Below are 18,290 nucleotides of genomic sequence, written 5' to 3' on the forward strand. Positions count from 1 at the left end.
GGCTGAACCGGCTGTTTTCTCGAAAATATAATACAATACGCAGCATAATATGAAGGAGCGAAACTTAAATGGGGATCATCAATGGTAAAGAATTCATTGACCGATTGAATAAACTAGAAAACGAAATATGGTATGATGGCGAAAAAATAAAGGGTAACATTTCTGAGCATCCTGCATTTAAAGGAATAATCAAAACAAAAAGCTCACTTTATGAATTGCAAACAAAGGATGAGTTAATACATGAAATGACTTATTGCCTTCCTGGAGATCATAATCGAATCGGCCTTTCCTATCTCCAGCCTAAAACCAAAAATGATTTAAAAAAAAGAAGGAACATGATTGAACATTGGGCTAGACATACTCACGGAATGATGGGGAGAAGTCCGGATTACATGAATACGGTTATGATGAGCTTTGCTTCGTCAGCGGAGCTTCTCAAAGAAAAAGAGAATTGCTTTCCTGAACATATACTAGATATGTATGAACAAGCTGCTAAGCATGACCTTTCCTTTACCCATACATTCATTACTCCGCAAGTGAACCGGTCACAGTCCTATTTTGGGCTAAGTGAAAAACCGATATCTGCTAAAGTCATTGATAGAACCGAAAAAGGTTTAATGATTCATGGAGCACGACTGCTTGCAACACAAGGCGGGTTGACCGATGAAATCTTGGTTTTTTCAGCGCCTAAATTTTTCTTTGAAACAGATGAAGCTTATGCTTTTTCAATCCCTTCTAATACAAAAGGCGTAAAATTCATCACAAGAGAATCATTTGTATTAAGCGACTCTTCCTTTAATCATCCCTTAAGCTCAAGGTATGAAGAAATGGATTCAATTGTGGTTTTTGATCATGTGTTAGTGCCGTGGAATCGTGTGTTTTTTTACGATAATGCGGAAGCAGCTAAAGATTTTATGACAAAAAGCTCTTTTCATGCCTTTACCTTTCACCAGGTTGTCATTAGGCAAATGATAAAAATTGAATTTCTATTAGGTGTTGCACAGCTTCTTGTCGACACCATTAATGTTTCCGAATATCAGCACATCCAAGAAAAGCTCTCAGAAATCATTGTGGGATTGGAAACAATCAAAGCGCTCATTGACAAATCGGAAAATGATGCTCAGTTAGATGAATTCGGCTATATGCGCCCCTGTTTAATTCCTCTTCAAGTCATCAGTACGATCATCCCTAAGCTATATCCTCGATTCACTGAAATCATACAATTAATTGGAGCTAGCGGAATGGTGACACTGCCTACCGAAAATGCATTTGACTCAGAGATACGGGAAGATCTTGACCAATATCTTCAAGCAACCAATACAAATGCTGAAGAACGTGTGAAAATTTTCCGTTTGGCATGGGATTTAACAATGAGTTCATTCGGAACTAGACAAACTCACTACGAAAGATATTTTTTCGGAGATCCTATTCGGATTTCAAGCAGGCTGTATACCAGTTATCCAAAGCAGGAGCAGTTGAACATGATTAAAACATTTTTACATGCAGATACAGAACAATGAAAAAACAGCGGGAAAAGATCCGCTGTTTCGTATTTTTTATTCAGGAAACTGAACATGGCCCGGTACTGTATAGGCATTGGACGTTCCGCTTTCAGGCAGCTTTGGAATGGTGTCTTTCACAACTTTTCCGCGGATGTCAGTCATTCTGACTTTGAGAGAGCCTGTCCCTAAATTCGTACTCACAAAATGGTTATAGTCCATTTTCTCCATGTTGATCCACTTACCATCCTTTTCATATTCCATTTTCATAACAGGATACTTGTGATTTCTGACTTGGATTGCTGCCCACCACCTGCTGCTGCCTTCTTTGATCCGGTACGTGAAATTGCCGGTGATTGGGGCTTTGACAACACGCCATTTAATATTGATTTTTCCGTCTTTCATATTGCCGATTTTACGGAAGGCATTAGGTGACAGATCAAGAGCTCCCCGAGCGCCTTCGGGATAAAGATCAGTAACATATACGGTTGTTTTCCCTTTTGGCCCTTCAACTTCCAAATAAGAGCCGGCAAGTGCCGCTTTTACTCCTCCGTAATTGAGATCCGCCGGATTTATTGCAGTAATCTCCATATCGGAAGGAATGGGATCCAGCAGGAAAGCTCCTCCTGAATAACCTGACCCTGTATACGTTGCATAACCTTCATGCAGGTCGTCATATGCTGCCGAAGCTTGCGGGGATAAACAGAAGATCGTCAACAAAACCATACCAACAAATGCACTCATGATCTTTTTCATATTTGGTCCTCCTCAAACCAGACTTCAAATGAGAATCATTATCATTATAAGACTCAATCCATCTGGTTTGAAAGAGGAAATAGATTCATAGATGATTTTAAGGCAAATTCACTATCATTCATATATCAAATGTAGGTACTTATGATAAAGCCAATACAAATGAACGAATGTGCACTTCAGCCGAATGTCTTATTTTCCCCTCTCAAAATTCGCATTTCAATAACGAAATGAAACAGGCTGTTGGCCTGATAACAGCTATACAGGAAAAGCTATTTTTCCCCGCTCAGTTTCAACTTAGCTGTCATCATGATGCCAAATATCAGCACAATCGGAACCCAAATAATGAAGTGATAAAAATCAGGCTCAGCCAGAGCAACAATAATAGCCCCCACACAATATAAAATAATAGCCAGTGCTCTTAACACAGTATCTCTTAAGAAAGTCTTCTTTTGCTTCTTAAAAAACAAACGGCCGGATATATCCTCTAAAAGAGAAGCCAAAGTGCCGGTCAACACAGTTGAAGAAATACCTGCGATCCCCAGTTTTTTTGCTGCTGTAGTTTGAATCCCCATAGAAATGCTCATGAGTATAATTAGAATGTGCACAGGAACAAATGCCCGGTAAAAAGAAAGACAAGCAAAGACAAACAAGATGAATGCTTCAAGTGCGAGGGCTTTTGTCACAGCGGAAGGCCAAAGGGTATTTTCCGCCTTTCCGACCATCAATGTAGCAATGATCACGCCGCATATAAATCCGATTAGCGCAGTCAAGGAATTAAAAACAGTGACCTGAATGGATTTGCCGATAGCTAACCCCAATAATACAATGTTTCCAGTCATATTAGCTGTGAACACATGTCCCAGGCTTAAATACCCGATTACATCCACAATTCCAGCTGTTAAACATAAAAGTGATAGCAAGGTGTTTCGATAAGCTGCTGCAGTCAACGGTGTATCAATCCTTTCTTCTATTTCAATTGTTAGTATGTCTTTTGGCGCAATCTCTATTTTTTAAGTAACCCAACATTAATTAGGAAGATAGAACCTATCATTCCTTTCCATTAACTGTAATAATAATCCCCGCAAGGAAATGATTAAAATTGAAAGGAAGCATATTGTGATGAAACGACTTTGTTTATGGTTCACCGTCTTTAGCTTGTTTTTGGTTCTCTTGCCTGGAAAAGCATTAGGTGCAGCCGATTTTCCGAATACCTCAACAAATGGCCTTTTAGGTTTTGCCGGAAATGCCAAAAATGAAAAAGGCATCTCTAAAACGGGCACAACGGGTGGAAAAAACGGGCAGATTGTTTACATTCAAAGCGTAAATGATTTAAAAACCCATCTAGGAGGATCCACTCCGAAAATTTTAGTGCTTCAAAATGATCTTTCCGCATCTGCGAAAACAACAGTTACCATTGGCTCAAATAAAACACTCGTGGGCTCTTACGCGAAAAAAACGCTGGAAAATATTTATTTAACAACTTCATCAGCTTCTGGAAATGTCATTTTTCAAAATTTAACGTTTGAACACAGTCCGCAGATTAACGGAAATAATGATATCCAGCTTTATTTAGATTCCGGTATGAACTATTGGATTGATCACGTCACATTCTCAGGTCATAGCTATAATGCAAGCGGAAGCGATTTGGACAAACTCGTGTATATCGGAAAATCCGCAGATTATATCACGATCAGCAACTCAAAATTTGCGAATCATAAATACGGTTTGATTTTAGGATACCCGGATGATTCTCAGCATCAATATGACGGCTACCCCCACATGACAATCGCCAATAATTATTTTGAGAACTTGTATGTTAGAGGCCCAGGTCTGATGAGATACGGTTACTTTCATGTTAAAAACAATTACAGCAATAATTTTAACCAGGCGATTACAATTGCTACAAAAGCAAAAATATATTCCGAATATAATTACTTTGGGAAAGGCAGTGAAAAAGGCGGCATCCTTGACGACAAGGGCACTGGTTATTTCAAAGACATAGGCAGCTATCCATCACTCAACAAGCAAACCTCTCCGCTGACTTCTTGGAACCCCGGGTCAAACTATAGCTATCGTGTCCAAACGCCGGAATATACAAAAGAATTTGTCACGAAATATGCCGGATCACAAAGTACAACTCTGGTATTTGGCTACTGATATAAAAGAGGCCCTGCGTTAAAAACGCTGTGCCTCATTTTATACTTATAGGCTATTTTTAAGCGATCCTTGTAACTCCTTCAAGATCCAGCGTCGGTCAAACTAAAAAGCATATGTTTTTTTCTACATAACTTCTTAAATGGCTTTCTTATTATACCAGTTTATCGCAAGTCAAAAGAAATCATTGTTCTGGACCTGTATTAAATGAACGTTCGTCCCACACACTATTCAAAAACCCCTAAAAAGGATGATGGATATGTGCGGCAGGTTTACTTTGTTCTCTGCATTTGATAATATTATTGACCAGTTTGACATCGATCAATTTTTTCCTAAAGGTGAATACCAGCCAAGCTATAATGTCGCACCATCACAAAACATCCTTGCAATCATCAATGATGGATCAAATAATCGCTTAGGCAAGCTTAGATGGGGACTTATTCCACCTTGGGCAAAAGATGAAAAGATCGGTTATAAAATGATCAATGCTCGAGCCGAAACAATTACCGAGAAAACGGCCTTTCGAAGACCGCTTGTCAGCAAACGCTGCATCATACCAGCAGACAGTTTTTATGAATGGAAACGGCTTGATTCCAAAACCAAAATCCCAATGCGGATCAAATTGAAATCATCTGCTCTTTTTGCGTTTGCTGGCTTATATGAAAAGTGGAGCACACATCAAGGATACCCTCTTTATACCTGCACCATCATAACAACTGAGCCTAATGAGTTCATGAAAGATATACACGACCGAATGCCGGTTATATTGGCCCATGATCATGAAAAGGAGTGGCTTAACCCCCAAAATACAAGCCCTGATTATCTGCAAAGTTTGCTGCTGCCTTATGATGCTGATGACATGGAAGCATACCAGGTTTCATCATTAGTAAATTCACCTAAAAATAATTCAGCTGAGCTTCTTGATGCAGAAAATCATATGTAGTGATTGAAATTCTCTAGCAAGAACTTGTCAAATAGCTTTGTCCTTAGGTGCCAATCCTTTTAGTAATTATGAATATTTAGTACATAGATCAATTAGTTATTTTTTGTATCAGTTTGAAATAATTTTATTATGTAAACTTAAATAAGCAATGTTATCCCTTTCATATAAAATAGTTTACATTTTTATAAAATCGCTTCACTTTTCTATTTTGTCAGCAAAAAAACTGAACCACATTAAACTTATGAAACCTGCCGCACCTGTGATTGTAAATATGATATAAGCCCATAGAGGTAAATCCATACACTTTCCCTCCTAAGAATTAAATGAAATTTCTTTCATCTTACATGGAGGTCTTCTTTCTTTTGTTTATCCAGTGTACTACTTAATAATATGTTGATGAATGCAGCTGGGAAATATATAAATCCCACTCCAAGAATGCCTAGTATCGTACTTAAACTTACTATGTAATTCTTTGTCATCGTTTGACTGTCAATCAATATTAGAAGTGAAATCAATCCAGCTAAAACACCTATAAACCAAGCATCGCCAACAGCATAAGAATCATCCAGCATCCCTAACCATCGCCCCAATATAGAGCTCCCAATGGCAGTCAAACTGGATAAAAATATGAGTGCTTTCATTTCTTGTCCTCCTTTAAAGCCAATCAAACTGGTAGAAATCGGCCATTGAATTCCCATTATCGAATGGTTATCATTTCCACATTAACATTTTAAAGCTCATTACAATACGATTCAAGCAGAAAAACCCTACATAACGTATATATAGGGATTTGATAAAACACAGGCCAACACCCAGCTCTAGTTACTTTAAGACCACTGTGTGATCGGTTCAGTCTTTACGTACCGGGATATTTCACAACAGGCACTTTCTTCTTGCGCAGAGAATCAAGCATGACTGATCCAGCATTCAAGTTGCTTTGCACTAATTCTTTAGGCGTCAATGCCATCCACTGATTGAGTGACACATCTGCATAGCGGTCACTTTTGAACATTTCTAAAAACCATAATGTTTCTGTACCAGTGTTTTGTATATAGTGTCCGGCATTAGAAGGCACGTATCCAACGTCGCCTGCTCTATAATCAAATGTGCGGGCAGTCCCATTTCCGATAAATACCGTCATTCGTCCCTGTCCTGTTAGATAATATTTCCACTCATCGCTATTGGGATGCCAATGAAGCTCTCTCATCGCGCCAGGCTCAATCTGAACAAGTGCAGCGGCTATCGTTTTTGAAATTGGGAAGTTAGAAGAATCCACAATTCGTACACTCCCCCCTGGCATTTGAATTGGGGGTTGATTTAACAGCTCGTGTTTAAAGGTCATGGGGACTTTTCCATATGGTGACTGAATGTCTTCACTGGCGACTGATCCCGGCACATTCCCTTGGTAGATATAGACTTGCTCAGACGGAAGAGAGTTGAAAGCATTCTCCGGGACACCGAAATTTGCAGAGAGAACATCTTTTGGTGTGTGTGCAAGCCAATCTGAAATGGTTAACGTTGAAAATTCAGAAAAGTTCCCATCATCGAAAACGAGCAGAAACTCGCAGTGTTCCAATCCCTGTATGGAATGCGGAATACCTGCCGGGAAGTACCAAAGGTCGCCGGGACCAACATCAGCAATGAAATTTCGTCCGTCTTGGTCAACAGCGGTGATACGGGCCCGTCCCAAAAGCATATAAGCCCACTCCGCTTGCTTATGCCAATGAAGCTCGCGGACACCTCCCGCAGTTAAGCTCATGTTTACCCCTGCAATCGCAGTCGAAATCGGAAGCTGTCTGACGGTGATTTCTCTTGACCAGCCGCCATGATCTAATTTCATAGGAGCGTCTGAGAATGAAAATCTCAAATTAGGAATCATACCTTCATCTGTAACAGGCGGAACAAGTATATTCGGATTCTGCATATCCCGCATCATATTTCGCGGGCCTGCATCGATAGCTCCAGCTCCATCACTTCGAATAGGCTGCGGCACGTTTCTGTCTTCATGATTGATTGGTTGTTGTTGTTCCAACAGCATGCACCTCGTTTTAGAAATGAACAAGATTTTATTCCAGCCTATGCAGAGTCTTAGATTGCTGTGCCTAGGAATCCGCAAATAAAAAAGTGACCACCAATGTGATCACAAATACAGCGAATAAGCTATTTTTTATACCATGGCTTCTTATGTAATTTGATTTCTTCTGTCTGTTTTTTCTGGCCTGTCTTCCACTCCACTTTTACTAATACATCATGTCCTATCACTTCATCTTCAGGCATATAATCAAAGGTGGCAATATGGTTCTCCATGCGTCCCCCACCCGGCATTTTATCACCTGTGTACTCTGATAAGTCGTACTCATCTACGTTATCATCTTGATACTTTTCGCCATCAACATACAGAGTAATTCTTTCAACAACAGTCCTCTTTTCGTCCTTCTTACTCCCCTGCCAATACAGATTTAGAAAATAATTAGGTCCAATTGAAGTTTTGTCTGATTTTTCAAGGTTAGACATCCACAGTCCGCTTTTCCCGCTGCCCTCATATTTCACTTTGTTTCCTGATACCATTACAAATAATGCGATGACGCAGATGATCAAGAATCCAGCAATGATCAATAGCCATTTCTTAATATTGTTCTTTTTTCTCATGTTTTTCCACACTTTCCTAACTCTTTAGTAGGGAAATATGATCAAAATGTTACTGAAAAGAAAATAAAAAAGAGCTAATGATCTATCAGATGGCTGTCTAAACTTTTGACTTAAATTAAAGTGCTCTCTAAAGACAAGATTAAAACGTATAACAGCTCTTAAATGCATTTTTTGTTTCATTGAGTCAAGAACCTTAAAATGGCTTTTTATTATTAAAAATCAAGCTAGTGTATTAAGTAACTTTTCAAATTTATTTATACTCATGATCTCGTGAGTCACAAATCTCCCATCAAAAAAAACGCTAAAAGTTGTCCAAATAGCTGGTGACTTTTGTGCCTCTTCTTTCGATGATAACTGAATTGACTGAAATTGAACCCCTTTCTTTTCAGTCAATTCCCGCAAATCATTTATCATGCCCACTGCAAACGGACACTGAGCTGTATAGTATATCGTAATCCGCTTTTCATTGATAGAATCACTTTTCACCTGGCTCTTAAATGCAGGAGAATCTGCAAGGCCATTCCAAGTCAAAGCCATTAATTGAAAATAAGGGGCAGCTTCATCTTGTAGAGTAAACCCCATATGCTCAAAGAAATGCTTATCACTTAAATAGGGCAGTTTTTTCTTGCCTGCGATATGGATAATGCCATCCATGCCGCACGCTTTCGCATCTGCTATACATTTGTCCAACAATCGTTTCGCATGACCGTTATTTTTATATCTGCCAGACACCCACAGACAATTAATGTACATAAAATTAGGCGCATTGATAGGCACCCATGCCTCATTCGCAGGTAGGTATTCAATAAAGACTTTTGCCCGTTCATGTAAGCGATAGAACACCAATCCTTCATCCATTCGAGCTTTGAGCCATCTCTTCTTTTCATTAACTGCATGCTCATATTGTTTCGTGCCTAATGCACAGCAAATATGATTGTCTTCAATATTGTCCTTTGTGATTTCAATGTAGCACATCTCCTCTTTCCCCCCTTTAACATAATTACATGGAATTCAACTTCACACTTTACATGCCTAATAGAATAAATACCCGTTCCAACTTAAATACTTTTTCTTTTCCATTTTGCCAATTAACTGTAAAACCCTTCTTTTATTCAGATATTATCTTGATTCCTATATCACCCATTTCAAATCCAAAGTGTGTTCATCTTTGAGGATTAGATGCACTGCTTATGCTATAAATACAGTACACGAAGTTTTTTATTTGAAGTAATATTTGTTACGGGACAGCAATAGTAAATAAGTGATAAAAGGGGAATTAAACTTGGTGGAAAAATGTTATTCTTGTTTAATTTGCGGATACAAAGGATTAATTCAAAATCCTTTGTATAAAGGCGAGTATCAAAAAACGTTTGACATTTGTCCATGTTGCGGTTTTGAATTTGGCTACAGTGAGGATCATGATGTGAGGTTAGGTTTTATTGTAACTCCTGATCATTTAATTGAGGCTGCATTTCAATTGTATCGCAAACAATGGATTGAGAGCGGGATGGTAATTGCTCATCCGGAAGATATTCCAGAAGAATTGAAAAATGGCAATTGCTTAAAATTTGAAGTTTTGTTGAAACAATTGAAAAAACTAAATCTTGACATAGAAAATTTTGAAATTAGCGGTTTTTAATGCTGAAACAGGTTGCACTTGTTTAGGTTTCACTGTCATTATCAGTAAAATGTTAAGTTGAAATGCGCAGTGGGAGTGTAATATTAACTGTGTAAGTAAGGAATGCGTACGGTTCCTTACTCACACAGTTTTTTATTTGATAGAATAATAAGTATAAAGCTAAAGGAGTGGTTTCAGTGGGGAAATTGAAAAGAGATCCGAACTCCGTAGAATTAGCTAACAAGATTATCGAACAGTATCAGCCTAAATCAGTAGAAGATATGCAAGAAGCATTAAAAGACATATTTGGTCCCATGTTTGAGTCAATGCTAAAAGGTGAAATGAATCACCATTTGGGCTATGAATCCAATGACAAGGGAGAAAAAGAAACAAGAAATAGAAGAAATGGATATGGCAAAAAGATCGTGAAAACAACGGCAGGAGAAGTTGAAATTGCAGTCCCCCGTGATCGTGATGGTTCATTTGAACCGCAGTTGATTCCAAAGCGTAAAAGAGATGTATCCTCTATAGAGGATAAGGTCATTTCGATGTATGCCAGAGGAATGTCACAACGAGACATTTCTTCCACGATAGAAGACATCTATGGCTTTTCTGTATCTCATGAAATGGTATCCGACATTACGGATACTGTACTTCCTAATTTAGAAGAGTGGCAAAATCGTCCCTTAAGTAACTGTTACCCTTTTGTGTTTGTCGATTGTCTTTACACAACCATTCGTAATGACTATGAAACGAAGAAGTATGCCGTTTACACAATACTAGGATATACCATAGAAGGTAAAAAGGACATTCTAGGTTTGTGGTTGAATGAAACGGAAAGTAAACATAAATGGATGCAAATTTTTGATGAAATCAAATCTCGTGGTGTAGAAGATATCTTCTTTCTCTCAATGGATGGCGTTAGTGGTCTGGAAGAAGGAGCACGTGCGATTTTTCCTGATGTGACCGTACAGAGATGTATTGTTCATTTAATTCGAAATTCGATTAAGTATATACCAAGTAAAGACTACAAGCCTTTTACTGCTGCCTTAAAGAAAGTGTATGGAGCTCCAAGCCTTAAGGCTTGTCACAGTGCATTTGAATCTTTTGAAAAGCAGTGGTCTACGTACCCTGGAGCTGTAGACGTATGGAAACGAAACTTTTCTCATGTGGAACAACTTTTCGATTATGGTGGTAATATTCGTAAAATCATGTACACTACAAATGCCGTTGAAAGTATCCACTCTAGCTTTCGAAAAGTCACGAAAAAAGGAGCATTCCCCCATGAGAATGCCCTATTAAAAATATTGTTTTTACGAACAAAAGAATTAGAAAAGAAATGGGATGGTGGACGCATCCAGCAATGGGCTATGGTCATGAATCAACTATTAGTTCATGACCACCTAAAGGAACGTGTGAAGAAATATCTAGAATAACTTACACACTTTTCTTGACAAGCCCTGCGCAGTCAGTCACAAAGTCTATTCGTATTCAATAAAGACTTTGTGATCATCGACAAACATTTCACTCCCATCGGATAAAGTATCCAAAAGGCCTCCTCTGGTTCTTCTCTATAGTCATTAATCACAGTCACTTTGACATTTGACTCAGCTATGATTGGTTTTCCAACAATTTTTCGTTTTTTCCTCAGGCAAAGTAAGAGATCGAATCATCAAAGCCATTCCATCTTTACTGTCTAATTAATGCCATCTTCAGTGAATTTAAAGGTCTGTTTTAAATTGAGTCCTTCTTGCCCCTTCTGTGTCCAAATTATAACAACCTCTAATTCAGAGGCCTTATCTGCCAGCATAAAATGATTGAACTTCAGCGGTGAGCCATCATTAAACTTTCAGCTAACATTTTAGAATCTTCTTTTGTTTTGTCACAATTTTCATCGAGGCATCCAAAAAGTGAAAATCTTGTGATTGAATCAGGATCATTTCTATACAATTGCACATCCACTGTAGCTACTTTTTCCCCTATATTTTTGACTTCCAAGGAATATACTTGATATTCTCCTTTTTGAGGTCTCGCAAATTCCTTTACATTTTTTGCTTCACTTACTTTTACTGACCACTGTTCTGTTTTTTGTGTAATAGGCAACACCGTAAAAGTCAGGGCATGCGCTTTTGATTGGCAAAACGCAAATCCAACTGCTGTAAAAACAATTACAGAAAATAATACCCTTTTCACTTCATTTATCCCTCCTTCCTTTCACTGGCAGCTCCTTAAAGAATTGATTTTGAGCAATCTACAAGCTCTCTTAACCAAAACCTACCTGAGGTTTTGTCTTTACTGCTCAGCATTTATTTCTTTCGATATCCGAGATGGAGCTTTGGGGATTTTTCTCAATTTGCTGTTAATCACATCAGAAGAGTATAGCGTAATAATCATACTTCCCCCATACCTTTTTGCCCGAATTAAGATTGGTTGGTTATATTGGTTTTGAAAGCGAAAGTCAGGACCTCCCCAGCTTACCGTCGCATCCCGTCCGGGCGGTACATATGGTACACTTCTAGTATGAGAATAGCGCTGAACGATCTGCAGTCCTGCACGATCAACTGCATTAAATAGAGTTGAGGACACCTGACAAATTCCTCCTCCTACACCTTCAGACAACTCCCCTTTTACAATAATGGGTGCACTTTTATATCCTTTGTTCCGAGTTCTCATTCCCAGAACTTGGTTAAACGAAAACGTCTCATTAGGGAAAACAACGTGATTGTCGATTGCTTTTGCAGAAAGAGAAATATTGTGTGAACGGCTTTTATTGCTTGAGTTAAAATACGTCACGTACTGACCAAGCTGCTGCGTACTGATGTGAGCTAGCAGCTCGCTGTCAACTTTCGGATAAATGTTCATTTCCGGCACTTCTATCTTGGAGGGACCTTGCCCATAAAAATACGCATAAAACTTTTCCATAAACGCCTGTTGATACAGTTTGTAGCCAACCCTGCCCGGGACGATGCTTCCATGATCGTTAAGGACAGCATTTATCGGCTCACGGTACACTTTCTGATCAAGCTGTTTGATGAATTTACTGTATTTTTCATAGTCAACCATTGGAGTGCCGGGAAGAGGCATTGTAAAGTCTTCACGGTTAACAGTGGCAATCGTCCGTCCTTGCTGTGTGACCGTTAAACTGTCCTGCGGCTCACTCGGCTGAGCCAATAAAAAAAGACCAGTGATCAAAATTTGTATCATAAGTCGGTTTACCTCCCGATCATTAGTATGAACAGCCGCTTATCCTTTGATGTATTTCTTCCCATCGTTTGTTTGAATCTTTAGACGTTGATAAAAACCTTCATAAAAGAGCTTAGATTTATGTTCACACCGATCCCTGAGCTCACTGAGGCACACGGTTCATTCAGTCGGCAAGTTTGAAGTAGTTCAGCATCTCCCAGTGATGAGGGATGCTTTTTTGTCTTGTCAAAAATGAAAAGGGTCTCCTATAACAACAAAAAATCAATCCATTTCAATATTTTTTTATTGAGAAACGATAAATTTTTTGTTACATTCAATTATACAACAAATAAATGAGGTGCTTGTTATGAATCGAATGTCGACAATTTTTTTAAAGATAGCTTTGGTTCTTATTGGAATTCCAATTCTTGCTTTATGCATTTTTTTAGTGCCTAAGATAGCCAACTATTCAGCAGAATTACTTCCAAATATCGCTTATATAAAATATCTCGTTTTCATCTATTTGTATGTAACGGCGATACCTTTTTACTTTGCTCTTTATCAAGCGTTCAAACTTTTAAGCTATATTGACAAAAACAAAGCTTTCTCGGGTTTGTCTGTAAGAGCTTTGAAGAATATAAAATATTGCGCAGTCACTATCAGTATCTTTTACGCAGCAGGCATGCCTGTCTTTTATCTGATGGCCGAGATAGACGACGCCCCGGGTATCATTGTGATCGGATTGGTTATTATTTTTGCTTCAATGGTGATTGCGGTCTTTGCTGCTGTTCTTCAAAAACTGTTAAAAGAAGCGATTGATATAAAATCAGAAAATGACTTAACGGTCTGAGGTGATGACATGGCGATTATTATCAACATTGATGTGATGCTTGCTAAGAGGAAAATGAGCGTAACAGAGCTTTCAGAGAGAGTTGGCATCACCATGGCTAATCTTTCGATATTAAAAAACGGAAAAGCAAAGGCTATTCGATTATCAACTTTAGAAGCGATTTGCAAGGCTTTAGAATGTCAGCCCGGGGATATATTGGAATACCGAAGTGATGAAGACACAGGATTCGCAAAGAAAAAATATGAAGGATCAACAGAAAAATAAAGAGATTGGCGGTGAGCTTATGTACATAAACTTATATCCATCTAGCTGCTATACTAAGCGTCCCTTTCATACACGAAGAACACAACTATGGAGGAGGCATACATCATGAGAGCCATAAAACAAATCGTCCATTTTGGCTGGGAACAAGCCCTTTCATGTTTGTTTCCTGCCGTTATTTTTGCCTCTTTGGCTATTACGCAAATCATCCCACTGCCCTTCTTGCCGCGATATGACTGGCTGCTCATTATCTGCGTTCTCATGCAATTGTGGATGGTGCGTTCCGGTCTTGAAACACGGGATGAATTAAAAGTGATCACATTATTCCACCTCATTGGGCTTGCTCTGGAACTTTTTAAAGTCCATATGGGCTCCTGGTCTTATCCAGAAGAAGGATACTCCAAAATATTTGGAGTACCTTTGTATAGCGGTTTTATGTACGCAAGTGTAGCCAGTTATTTGTGCCAGGCATGGAGAAGGCTTAAGGTTGAACTGGTTAAGTGGCCGCCTTTTTTTGCAGTTGTTCCGCTTGCCGCAGCGATTTATTTGAATTTTTTCACCCACCATTTTTCTATAGACATTCGATGGTGGTTATCTGGGCTTGTCATCATTGTCTTTTGGCAAACATGGGTTACATACGAGGTGAATGGAGCTCGTTACCGTATGCCGCTCGCACTTTCTTTTGTACTCATCGGATTTTTTATATGGATAGCGGAAAATATCGCTACGTTTTTTGGAGCTTGGAAATATCCAAACCAAATCGATACATGGAGTCTCGTACACTTTGGAAAGGTAAGTTCATGGCTCTTGCTAGTGATTGTTAGCTTTCTTATAGTAGCATCATTAAAACAAGTTAAGGAGCAGAATCCCACAAAGGCAGAGATTGGTGAATCTTTTTCTTAGCATTCAAGTCCCAAATAGAGTGAAAAGCAACGTTCAAATGGTTGCTTTTTTCTACTCTGCCGCTGAGTATTCATCTTCTTCAAATTTCATCGCACCACGATAACTGATTCAGATTACAACTGCTTTCAACACCTTGACAAACTCATGCGCCGCCGGCGTTATCTCTTCAAATGAATGTACGATGACGCCAATATCGCGTGTGACCCTAGGAAAGATGTCCTTTTTAATCAATTGATGCGGGACGGATGAAAGTGTAAAGTTTGAAATGATGCCGATACCCAAGTTATTTTTGACCATATTAATCAAGGTTTCAGCATTTTGCACAGTTAAGTTTTCCTTTAATTCAATGTTGTATTGCGAAAATGCGTTTGACATCGCGATTTCATGACCGCCTTTACAAAAAATTAGGTCATCTTGATATGTTTCAAGGTCGACATGCTTTTCAAGTTTTAATTCGTCACGCTGCGGCGGGATGACGGCCACCATATAGTCGTTACACAATAGCTGATTTTCAAACGGTTCAAATGGAGATGCTGCGATCCCGATATCAACCGTCCGATCCTCAACCCATCCTTTTATTTGGTCAGAGGTTCCTTCGATCAATTCTATGCGGATCAGCGGGTAGTTTGATCTGAATGCCGCAATCGCCTGTGGCATAATATTTGTTGAAACTGCAGGAAATGAACCAATTTTCACCTTCCCGTTTAACAGCTTGTTTTCCCGGTTGGCTACTTGATATATTTTGCTTTCAATTCCCTTCATTTGCCTCGCCAGCAGCAATATTTCTTTTCCGATGTCAGTCAGCATTAAACCATGATGTTTATCCCTGATCAATAATTTGAGCTGCAGTGAGCTCTCCAGGTTTTTTATCGCTTTACTTACCGCCGGCTGAGAGATGAACAATTCTTTTGCCGCTTCTGTAATATTCAATTTCTCCCCGACTTTTACAAATATGTGAAGATGGTTCATGTTCATAACTATTTGGTTATACCCCCAATAATAAAAATGTATTTCAGTTATACATAAATGTAACATATGATAGAAACCAGCACGATATATAAACAAGAAAGGCGGCTTCATTATGGTAAAAGTTATGCTGGGAATCATATCTGTCACACTTATTTGGGGTTATACTTGGGTTGCGATGAAAGTAGGAATTCATGACATCCCCCCGCTTTTATTTTCGGGTTTGCGCCTGTTCATCGGAGCGGTTCCTTTATTTCTCATTCTCTTCATCCAAAGAAAAAAGCTTTCAATTAAAAAAGAACATCTCAAAAGCTATATCATCATGAGCCTCTTGATGGGGGTGGGCTATATGGGGATCTTGACGTATGGAATGCAGTTTGTCGATTCAGGGAAAACCTCTGTTTTGGTATATACAATGCCTATATTTGTTACGGTGATCAGCCATTTTACATTAAACGAGAAAATGAATATGTATAAAACGATGGGACTGGTCTGCGGCCTCTTCGGACTGTTATTTATATTTGGAAAGGAAATGCTCAATATCGATAAAAGCGCTTTATTTGGGGAGCTGTGCGTCCTTGCGGCAGCGCTTAGCTGGGGAATCGCGAATGTGTTCAGCAAGCTACAATTCAAGCATATCAATATTATTCACATGAATGCCTGGCACCTTATGATGGGAGCCGTCATGTTATTGGTGTTTTCCTTTATATTTGAGCCAGTCCCTTCAGCCGAGTGGACATATCAAGCGGTGTGGTCATTGCTGTTTAATGGCTTGCTTTCCACCGGCTTTACCTTTGTCGTATGGTTTTGGGTGCTCAATCAAATCGAAGCGTCAAAAGCATCCATGGCATTAATGTTTGTTCCCGTATTAGCCCTATTCTTTGGATGGCTGCAATTGCACGAACAGATCACCATCAACATTATCCTCGGCGCACTGCTGATATGCTGCGGGATTTTTATGAATACATTTACATTTTCACGACGGAAAGTGTGAATGATATACATTTCCCCTGTCATTTGGGCTTCATGTGACAGGAGACGACTATTATGAGAAAGTCTTCTAGAATCCTGACGACAGCCTAGTAAACAATGAAAAAAGCTAGTGTCTGCATGTGAGACATTAGCTTGGCTGGCGTTTAGGCCGGTGAGAATCCAGATTCTTTTTTATTACCATTCTGGCTGATCAAACTGAAAACCGTATAGACCTTTCACTTTAACATCTCCACAATCTGGATCTTTTGTCAAAATCAAATAATGAGTCTTGTAAGGCATCGTCTCAACTCGATCAGTTGCACTCAAATCAAAATGATCCCCCGAGAAGTTTTTTTCACTAACGGTTATTTCATATCCTGACAAAGTCATTCGCATGATTCTTGCGCTAATTGTACATCCTTCAGTATCGAAAATGGTGAATCTGTACCCAAAGTGAGATGTCCAATGGTTTGAATTTAAGTCATCAGACTTCATAAACCATTTTTCATTCTCTGTCATTGTAAAACTCACTTTCTCCTCATCTTTCACGATAACGGCCGAAGCTTCCCCTACATGGATAGTCAAAGCCAAAAGAAATGTAAAAGCTAATATCAACATCTTTTTCAAAAGAGTTCCTCCCGATATCTTTTACTTCAATATATTGGAAGGGTCTTTTCTGATCAAGACAGTCTTCTCCAAATGAATCTTTAGCACCATGAAATGAGCCTTAATAAGAACAGTTTTAACCCAAATCAAATTCTATTCGAAATAGGCTTACCAATCTATATTCTTTTGAAAAGTTTCTGCATTTCTTTATATAGCTCCTAGACACATATAAAAATGCTCCCATAAGTTCAGGAGCACTAAAAAAAACTGCTAAAGTGTTTTCTATCGATTTATTGTATTCATTAGCTCAAAGAAGTATTCAGGCTTATAAGTCTTATTCAGCTTATACCATGAACGCAATGTATCTGGTGCAAATACATCTAATTTTTTTAATACTTCCACCGCAAATTCCAGAGGAGCAATTCCTGATGCAGTAACCAAATTTTCATCAGATACTGCAGGTTCCTTTTCATATAGTGTTTCTCCTTTGTAATTAGGGCAGACCATTTTCATATACTCTAGGTCATTGCTTGTGTGCTTTCTCGAATTTAAGTATCCTTTATTCGCGAGGCCCAAGGTTGCACCACAAATCGCAGCAATAGTCGTGCCAAGCTTTAAAGCGTCACCAACTTTTTTCAAGATCGGCTGATGAATATCTTCTCCCCAAGTGTTTCCTCCGGGTAAAATGATAAGATCTTGACTCTCAAGAGTACACTCATCAAGAGAAATATCTGGTTTTATGCTTAATCCTCCCAACGTAGTTATCATTTCTTTATTAGCCCCTACTGTAACTACTTTTAAAGATGCTGCATCCTGTTTAAAATATCTCCCTGAGTTTAGTTCAGCAATTAAATATCCATATTCCCAGTCTGACATTGTGTGAAATACGTAGAGATAAACTTTTCTCGTTTGCATCCAATAACACTCCAA

At 38.8% G+C, this 18,290-nt stretch carries 20 protein-coding genes and 3 pseudogenes; 9 read left to right on the forward strand and 14 right to left on the reverse strand.

What is annotated here, in order from left to right; translation table 11 throughout:
* The first annotated feature begins 68 nt into the window (after positions 1-68).
* Complete coding sequence (gene hpaB, locus NSQ09_RS15900; protein ID WP_017697456.1) at positions 69-1,520, forward strand: 4-hydroxyphenylacetate 3-monooxygenase, oxygenase component; 1,452 nt, start codon at positions 69-71, stop codon at positions 1,518-1,520.
* Between the two features lie 36 nt (positions 1,521-1,556).
* Here the strand turns inward: hpaB and exlX are convergent, their stop codons facing one another.
* Both exlX and NSQ09_RS15910 read right to left on the reverse strand, forming a co-directional pair.
* A complete protein-coding gene (gene exlX, locus NSQ09_RS15905; protein ID WP_017697455.1) occupies positions 1,557-2,255 on the reverse strand; it encodes an expansin ExlX in 699 nt (232 codons plus the stop codon).
* Between the two features lie 269 nt (positions 2,256-2,524).
* Positions 2,525-3,202 (reverse strand): YoaK family protein, encoded by a 678-nt coding sequence (locus tag NSQ09_RS15910; RefSeq protein WP_004399503.1) that lies wholly within the window; start codon positions 3,200-3,202, stop codon positions 2,525-2,527.
* A gap of 172 nt (positions 3,203-3,374) precedes the next feature.
* Here NSQ09_RS15910 and NSQ09_RS15915 point away from each other — a divergent pair, with 172 nt between their 5' ends.
* Both NSQ09_RS15915 and NSQ09_RS15920 read left to right on the forward strand, forming a co-directional pair.
* Entirely contained in the window at positions 3,375-4,412 is a 1,038-nt protein-coding gene (locus tag NSQ09_RS15915) for a polysaccharide lyase family 1 protein (RefSeq protein ID WP_144453462.1), read from the forward strand.
* Positions 4,413-4,668: 256 nt separating this feature from the next.
* A complete protein-coding gene (locus NSQ09_RS15920; RefSeq protein WP_144453464.1) occupies positions 4,669-5,352 on the forward strand; it encodes an SOS response-associated peptidase in 684 nt (227 codons plus the stop codon).
* 335 nt (positions 5,353-5,687) lie between these two features.
* On the opposite strand, the gene NSQ09_RS15925 is transcribed toward NSQ09_RS15920, so the two are convergent.
* The 5 genes from NSQ09_RS15925 to NSQ09_RS15945 form a co-directional block, all read right to left on the reverse strand.
* Positions 5,688-5,993 (reverse strand): hypothetical protein, encoded by a 306-nt coding sequence (locus tag NSQ09_RS15925; RefSeq protein ID WP_021481409.1) that lies wholly within the window; start codon positions 5,991-5,993, stop codon positions 5,688-5,690.
* Positions 5,994-6,208: 215 nt separating this feature from the next.
* Positions 6,209-7,390: an oxalate decarboxylase gene (gene oxdD / locus NSQ09_RS15930; RefSeq protein ID WP_257986660.1), complete on the reverse strand. Its 1,182-nt coding sequence runs from the start codon at positions 7,388-7,390 to the stop codon at positions 6,209-6,211.
* Positions 7,391-7,512: 122 nt separating this feature from the next.
* The gene (locus NSQ09_RS15935) at positions 7,513-8,001 is read right to left on the reverse strand and encodes a YdhH/YoaO family protein (protein WP_257986661.1); all 489 of its coding nucleotides are present in this window, start codon (positions 7,999-8,001) and stop codon (positions 7,513-7,515) included.
* 24 nt (positions 8,002-8,025) lie between these two features.
* Positions 8,026-8,181 (reverse strand): hypothetical protein, encoded by a 156-nt coding sequence (locus NSQ09_RS15940; RefSeq protein WP_257986662.1) that lies wholly within the window; start codon positions 8,179-8,181, stop codon positions 8,026-8,028.
* 39 nt (positions 8,182-8,220) lie between these two features.
* Positions 8,221-8,976 (reverse strand): N-acetyltransferase, encoded by a 756-nt coding sequence (locus NSQ09_RS15945; RefSeq protein ID WP_257986663.1) that lies wholly within the window; start codon positions 8,974-8,976, stop codon positions 8,221-8,223.
* 307 nt (positions 8,977-9,283) lie between these two features.
* On the opposite strand from NSQ09_RS15945, the gene NSQ09_RS15950 reads away from it, so the two are divergent.
* A complete protein-coding gene (locus NSQ09_RS15950) occupies positions 9,284-9,640 on the forward strand; it encodes a hypothetical protein (RefSeq protein ID WP_080265378.1) in 357 nt (118 codons plus the stop codon).
* Here NSQ09_RS15950 and NSQ09_RS15955 read toward each other — a convergent pair.
* A pseudogene (locus tag NSQ09_RS15955) lies at positions 9,599-9,709 on the reverse strand (hypothetical protein); the annotation flags it as partial. The gene NSQ09_RS15950 and the pseudogene NSQ09_RS15955 overlap by 42 nt on opposite strands.
* Before the next feature lie 98 nt (positions 9,710-9,807).
* On the opposite strand from NSQ09_RS15955, the gene NSQ09_RS15960 reads away from it, so the two are divergent.
* Positions 9,808-11,055, forward strand: coding sequence for an IS256-like element ISBsu2 family transposase (locus tag NSQ09_RS15960; protein ID WP_031600262.1), 1,248 nt, complete (start codon positions 9,808-9,810; stop codon positions 11,053-11,055).
* Positions 11,056-11,080: 25 nt separating this feature from the next.
* Here the strand turns inward: NSQ09_RS15960 and NSQ09_RS15965 are convergent.
* From NSQ09_RS15965 to NSQ09_RS15975, 3 genes and pseudogenes are all read right to left on the reverse strand, one after another.
* Positions 11,081-11,213: pseudogene (locus NSQ09_RS15965) on the reverse strand (hypothetical protein); the annotation flags it as partial.
* 102 nt (positions 11,214-11,315) lie between these two features.
* A pseudogene (locus NSQ09_RS15970) lies at positions 11,316-11,812 on the reverse strand (hypothetical protein).
* A 99-nt stretch (positions 11,813-11,911) separates the two neighbouring features.
* The gene (locus NSQ09_RS15975; protein ID WP_095843744.1) at positions 11,912-12,823 is read right to left on the reverse strand and encodes a VanW family protein; all 912 of its coding nucleotides are present in this window, start codon (positions 12,821-12,823) and stop codon (positions 11,912-11,914) included.
* A 346-nt stretch (positions 12,824-13,169) separates the two neighbouring features.
* Here NSQ09_RS15975 and NSQ09_RS15980 point away from each other — a divergent pair, with 346 nt between their 5' ends.
* The 3 genes from NSQ09_RS15980 (at position 13,170) to NSQ09_RS15990 (ending at position 14,816) form a co-directional block, all read left to right on the forward strand.
* Positions 13,170-13,652 carry a DUF2975 domain-containing protein gene (locus NSQ09_RS15980; protein ID WP_341031997.1) on the forward strand — a complete coding sequence of 161 codons (483 nt, stop codon included), beginning with the start codon at positions 13,170-13,172 and terminating at the stop codon, positions 13,650-13,652.
* 9 nt (positions 13,653-13,661) lie between these two features.
* Entirely contained in the window at positions 13,662-13,916 is a 255-nt protein-coding gene (locus tag NSQ09_RS15985) for a helix-turn-helix domain-containing protein (RefSeq protein ID WP_033883967.1), read from the forward strand.
* 105 nt (positions 13,917-14,021) lie between these two features.
* The gene (locus NSQ09_RS15990) at positions 14,022-14,816 is read left to right on the forward strand and encodes a DUF817 domain-containing protein (protein WP_017697447.1); all 795 of its coding nucleotides are present in this window, start codon (positions 14,022-14,024) and stop codon (positions 14,814-14,816) included.
* A gap of 108 nt (positions 14,817-14,924) precedes the next feature.
* Here NSQ09_RS15990 and NSQ09_RS15995 read toward each other — a convergent pair whose 3' ends face one another.
* Positions 14,925-15,797 carry a LysR family transcriptional regulator gene (locus NSQ09_RS15995; RefSeq protein ID WP_021481419.1) on the reverse strand — a complete coding sequence of 291 codons (873 nt, stop codon included), beginning with the start codon at positions 15,795-15,797 and terminating at the stop codon, positions 14,925-14,927.
* A gap of 100 nt (positions 15,798-15,897) precedes the next feature.
* On the opposite strand from NSQ09_RS15995, the gene NSQ09_RS16000 reads away from it, so the two are divergent.
* Positions 15,898-16,776, forward strand: a complete 879-nt coding sequence (locus NSQ09_RS16000) for a DMT family transporter (protein WP_017697445.1) — start codon at positions 15,898-15,900, stop codon at positions 16,774-16,776.
* A gap of 173 nt (positions 16,777-16,949) precedes the next feature.
* Here the strand turns inward: NSQ09_RS16000 and NSQ09_RS16005 are convergent, their stop codons facing one another.
* Positions 16,950-17,381, reverse strand: coding sequence for a hypothetical protein (locus tag NSQ09_RS16005; protein WP_129133988.1), 432 nt, complete (start codon positions 17,379-17,381; stop codon positions 16,950-16,952).
* Between the two features lie 261 nt (positions 17,382-17,642).
* Entirely contained in the window at positions 17,643-18,275 is a 633-nt protein-coding gene (locus NSQ09_RS16010) for a type 1 glutamine amidotransferase family protein (protein WP_129133989.1), read from the reverse strand.
* Positions 18,276-18,290 lie beyond the last annotated feature (15 nt).

The sequence above is a fragment of the Bacillus sp. FSL W8-1202 genome (assembly GCF_038006165.1).
GTDB classification, from domain to species: Bacteria; Bacillota; Bacilli; order Bacillales; family Bacillaceae; genus Bacillus; species Bacillus subtilis.

Coding starts and splice junctions, on each gene's coding strand:
- hpaB (WP_017697456.1), top strand. CDS start 69: ATGGGGATCATCAATGGTAAAGAATTCATTGACCGATTGAATAAACTA.
- NSQ09_RS15945 (WP_257986663.1), bottom strand. CDS start 8,976: ATGTGCTACATTGAAATCACAAAGGACAATATTGAAGACAATCATATT.
- NSQ09_RS15920 (WP_144453464.1), top strand. CDS start 4,669: ATGTGCGGCAGGTTTACTTTGTTCTCTGCATTTGATAATATTATTGAC.
- NSQ09_RS15925 (WP_021481409.1), bottom strand. CDS start 5,993: ATGAAAGCACTCATATTTTTATCCAGTTTGACTGCCATTGGGAGCTCT.
- NSQ09_RS15990 (WP_017697447.1), top strand. CDS start 14,022: ATGAGAGCCATAAAACAAATCGTCCATTTTGGCTGGGAACAAGCCCTT.
- NSQ09_RS15985 (WP_033883967.1), top strand. CDS start 13,662: ATGGCGATTATTATCAACATTGATGTGATGCTTGCTAAGAGGAAAATG.
- exlX (WP_017697455.1), bottom strand. CDS start 2,255: ATGAAAAAGATCATGAGTGCATTTGTTGGTATGGTTTTGTTGACGATC.
- NSQ09_RS15915 (WP_144453462.1), top strand. CDS start 3,375: ATGAAACGACTTTGTTTATGGTTCACCGTCTTTAGCTTGTTTTTGGTT.
- NSQ09_RS15935 (WP_257986661.1), bottom strand. CDS start 8,001: ATGAGAAAAAAGAACAATATTAAGAAATGGCTATTGATCATTGCTGGA.
- NSQ09_RS16010 (WP_129133989.1), bottom strand. CDS start 18,275: ATGCAAACGAGAAAAGTTTATCTCTACGTATTTCACACAATGTCAGAC.
- NSQ09_RS16000 (WP_017697445.1), top strand. CDS start 15,898: ATGGTAAAAGTTATGCTGGGAATCATATCTGTCACACTTATTTGGGGT.
- NSQ09_RS15940 (WP_257986662.1), bottom strand. CDS start 8,181: ATGAAACAAAAAATGCATTTAAGAGCTGTTATACGTTTTAATCTTGTC.
- NSQ09_RS15980 (WP_341031997.1), top strand. CDS start 13,170: ATGAATCGAATGTCGACAATTTTTTTAAAGATAGCTTTGGTTCTTATT.
- NSQ09_RS15975 (WP_095843744.1), bottom strand. CDS start 12,823: ATGATACAAATTTTGATCACTGGTCTTTTTTTATTGGCTCAGCCGAGT.
- oxdD (WP_257986660.1), bottom strand. CDS start 7,390: ATGCTGTTGGAACAACAACAACCAATCAATCATGAAGACAGAAACGTG.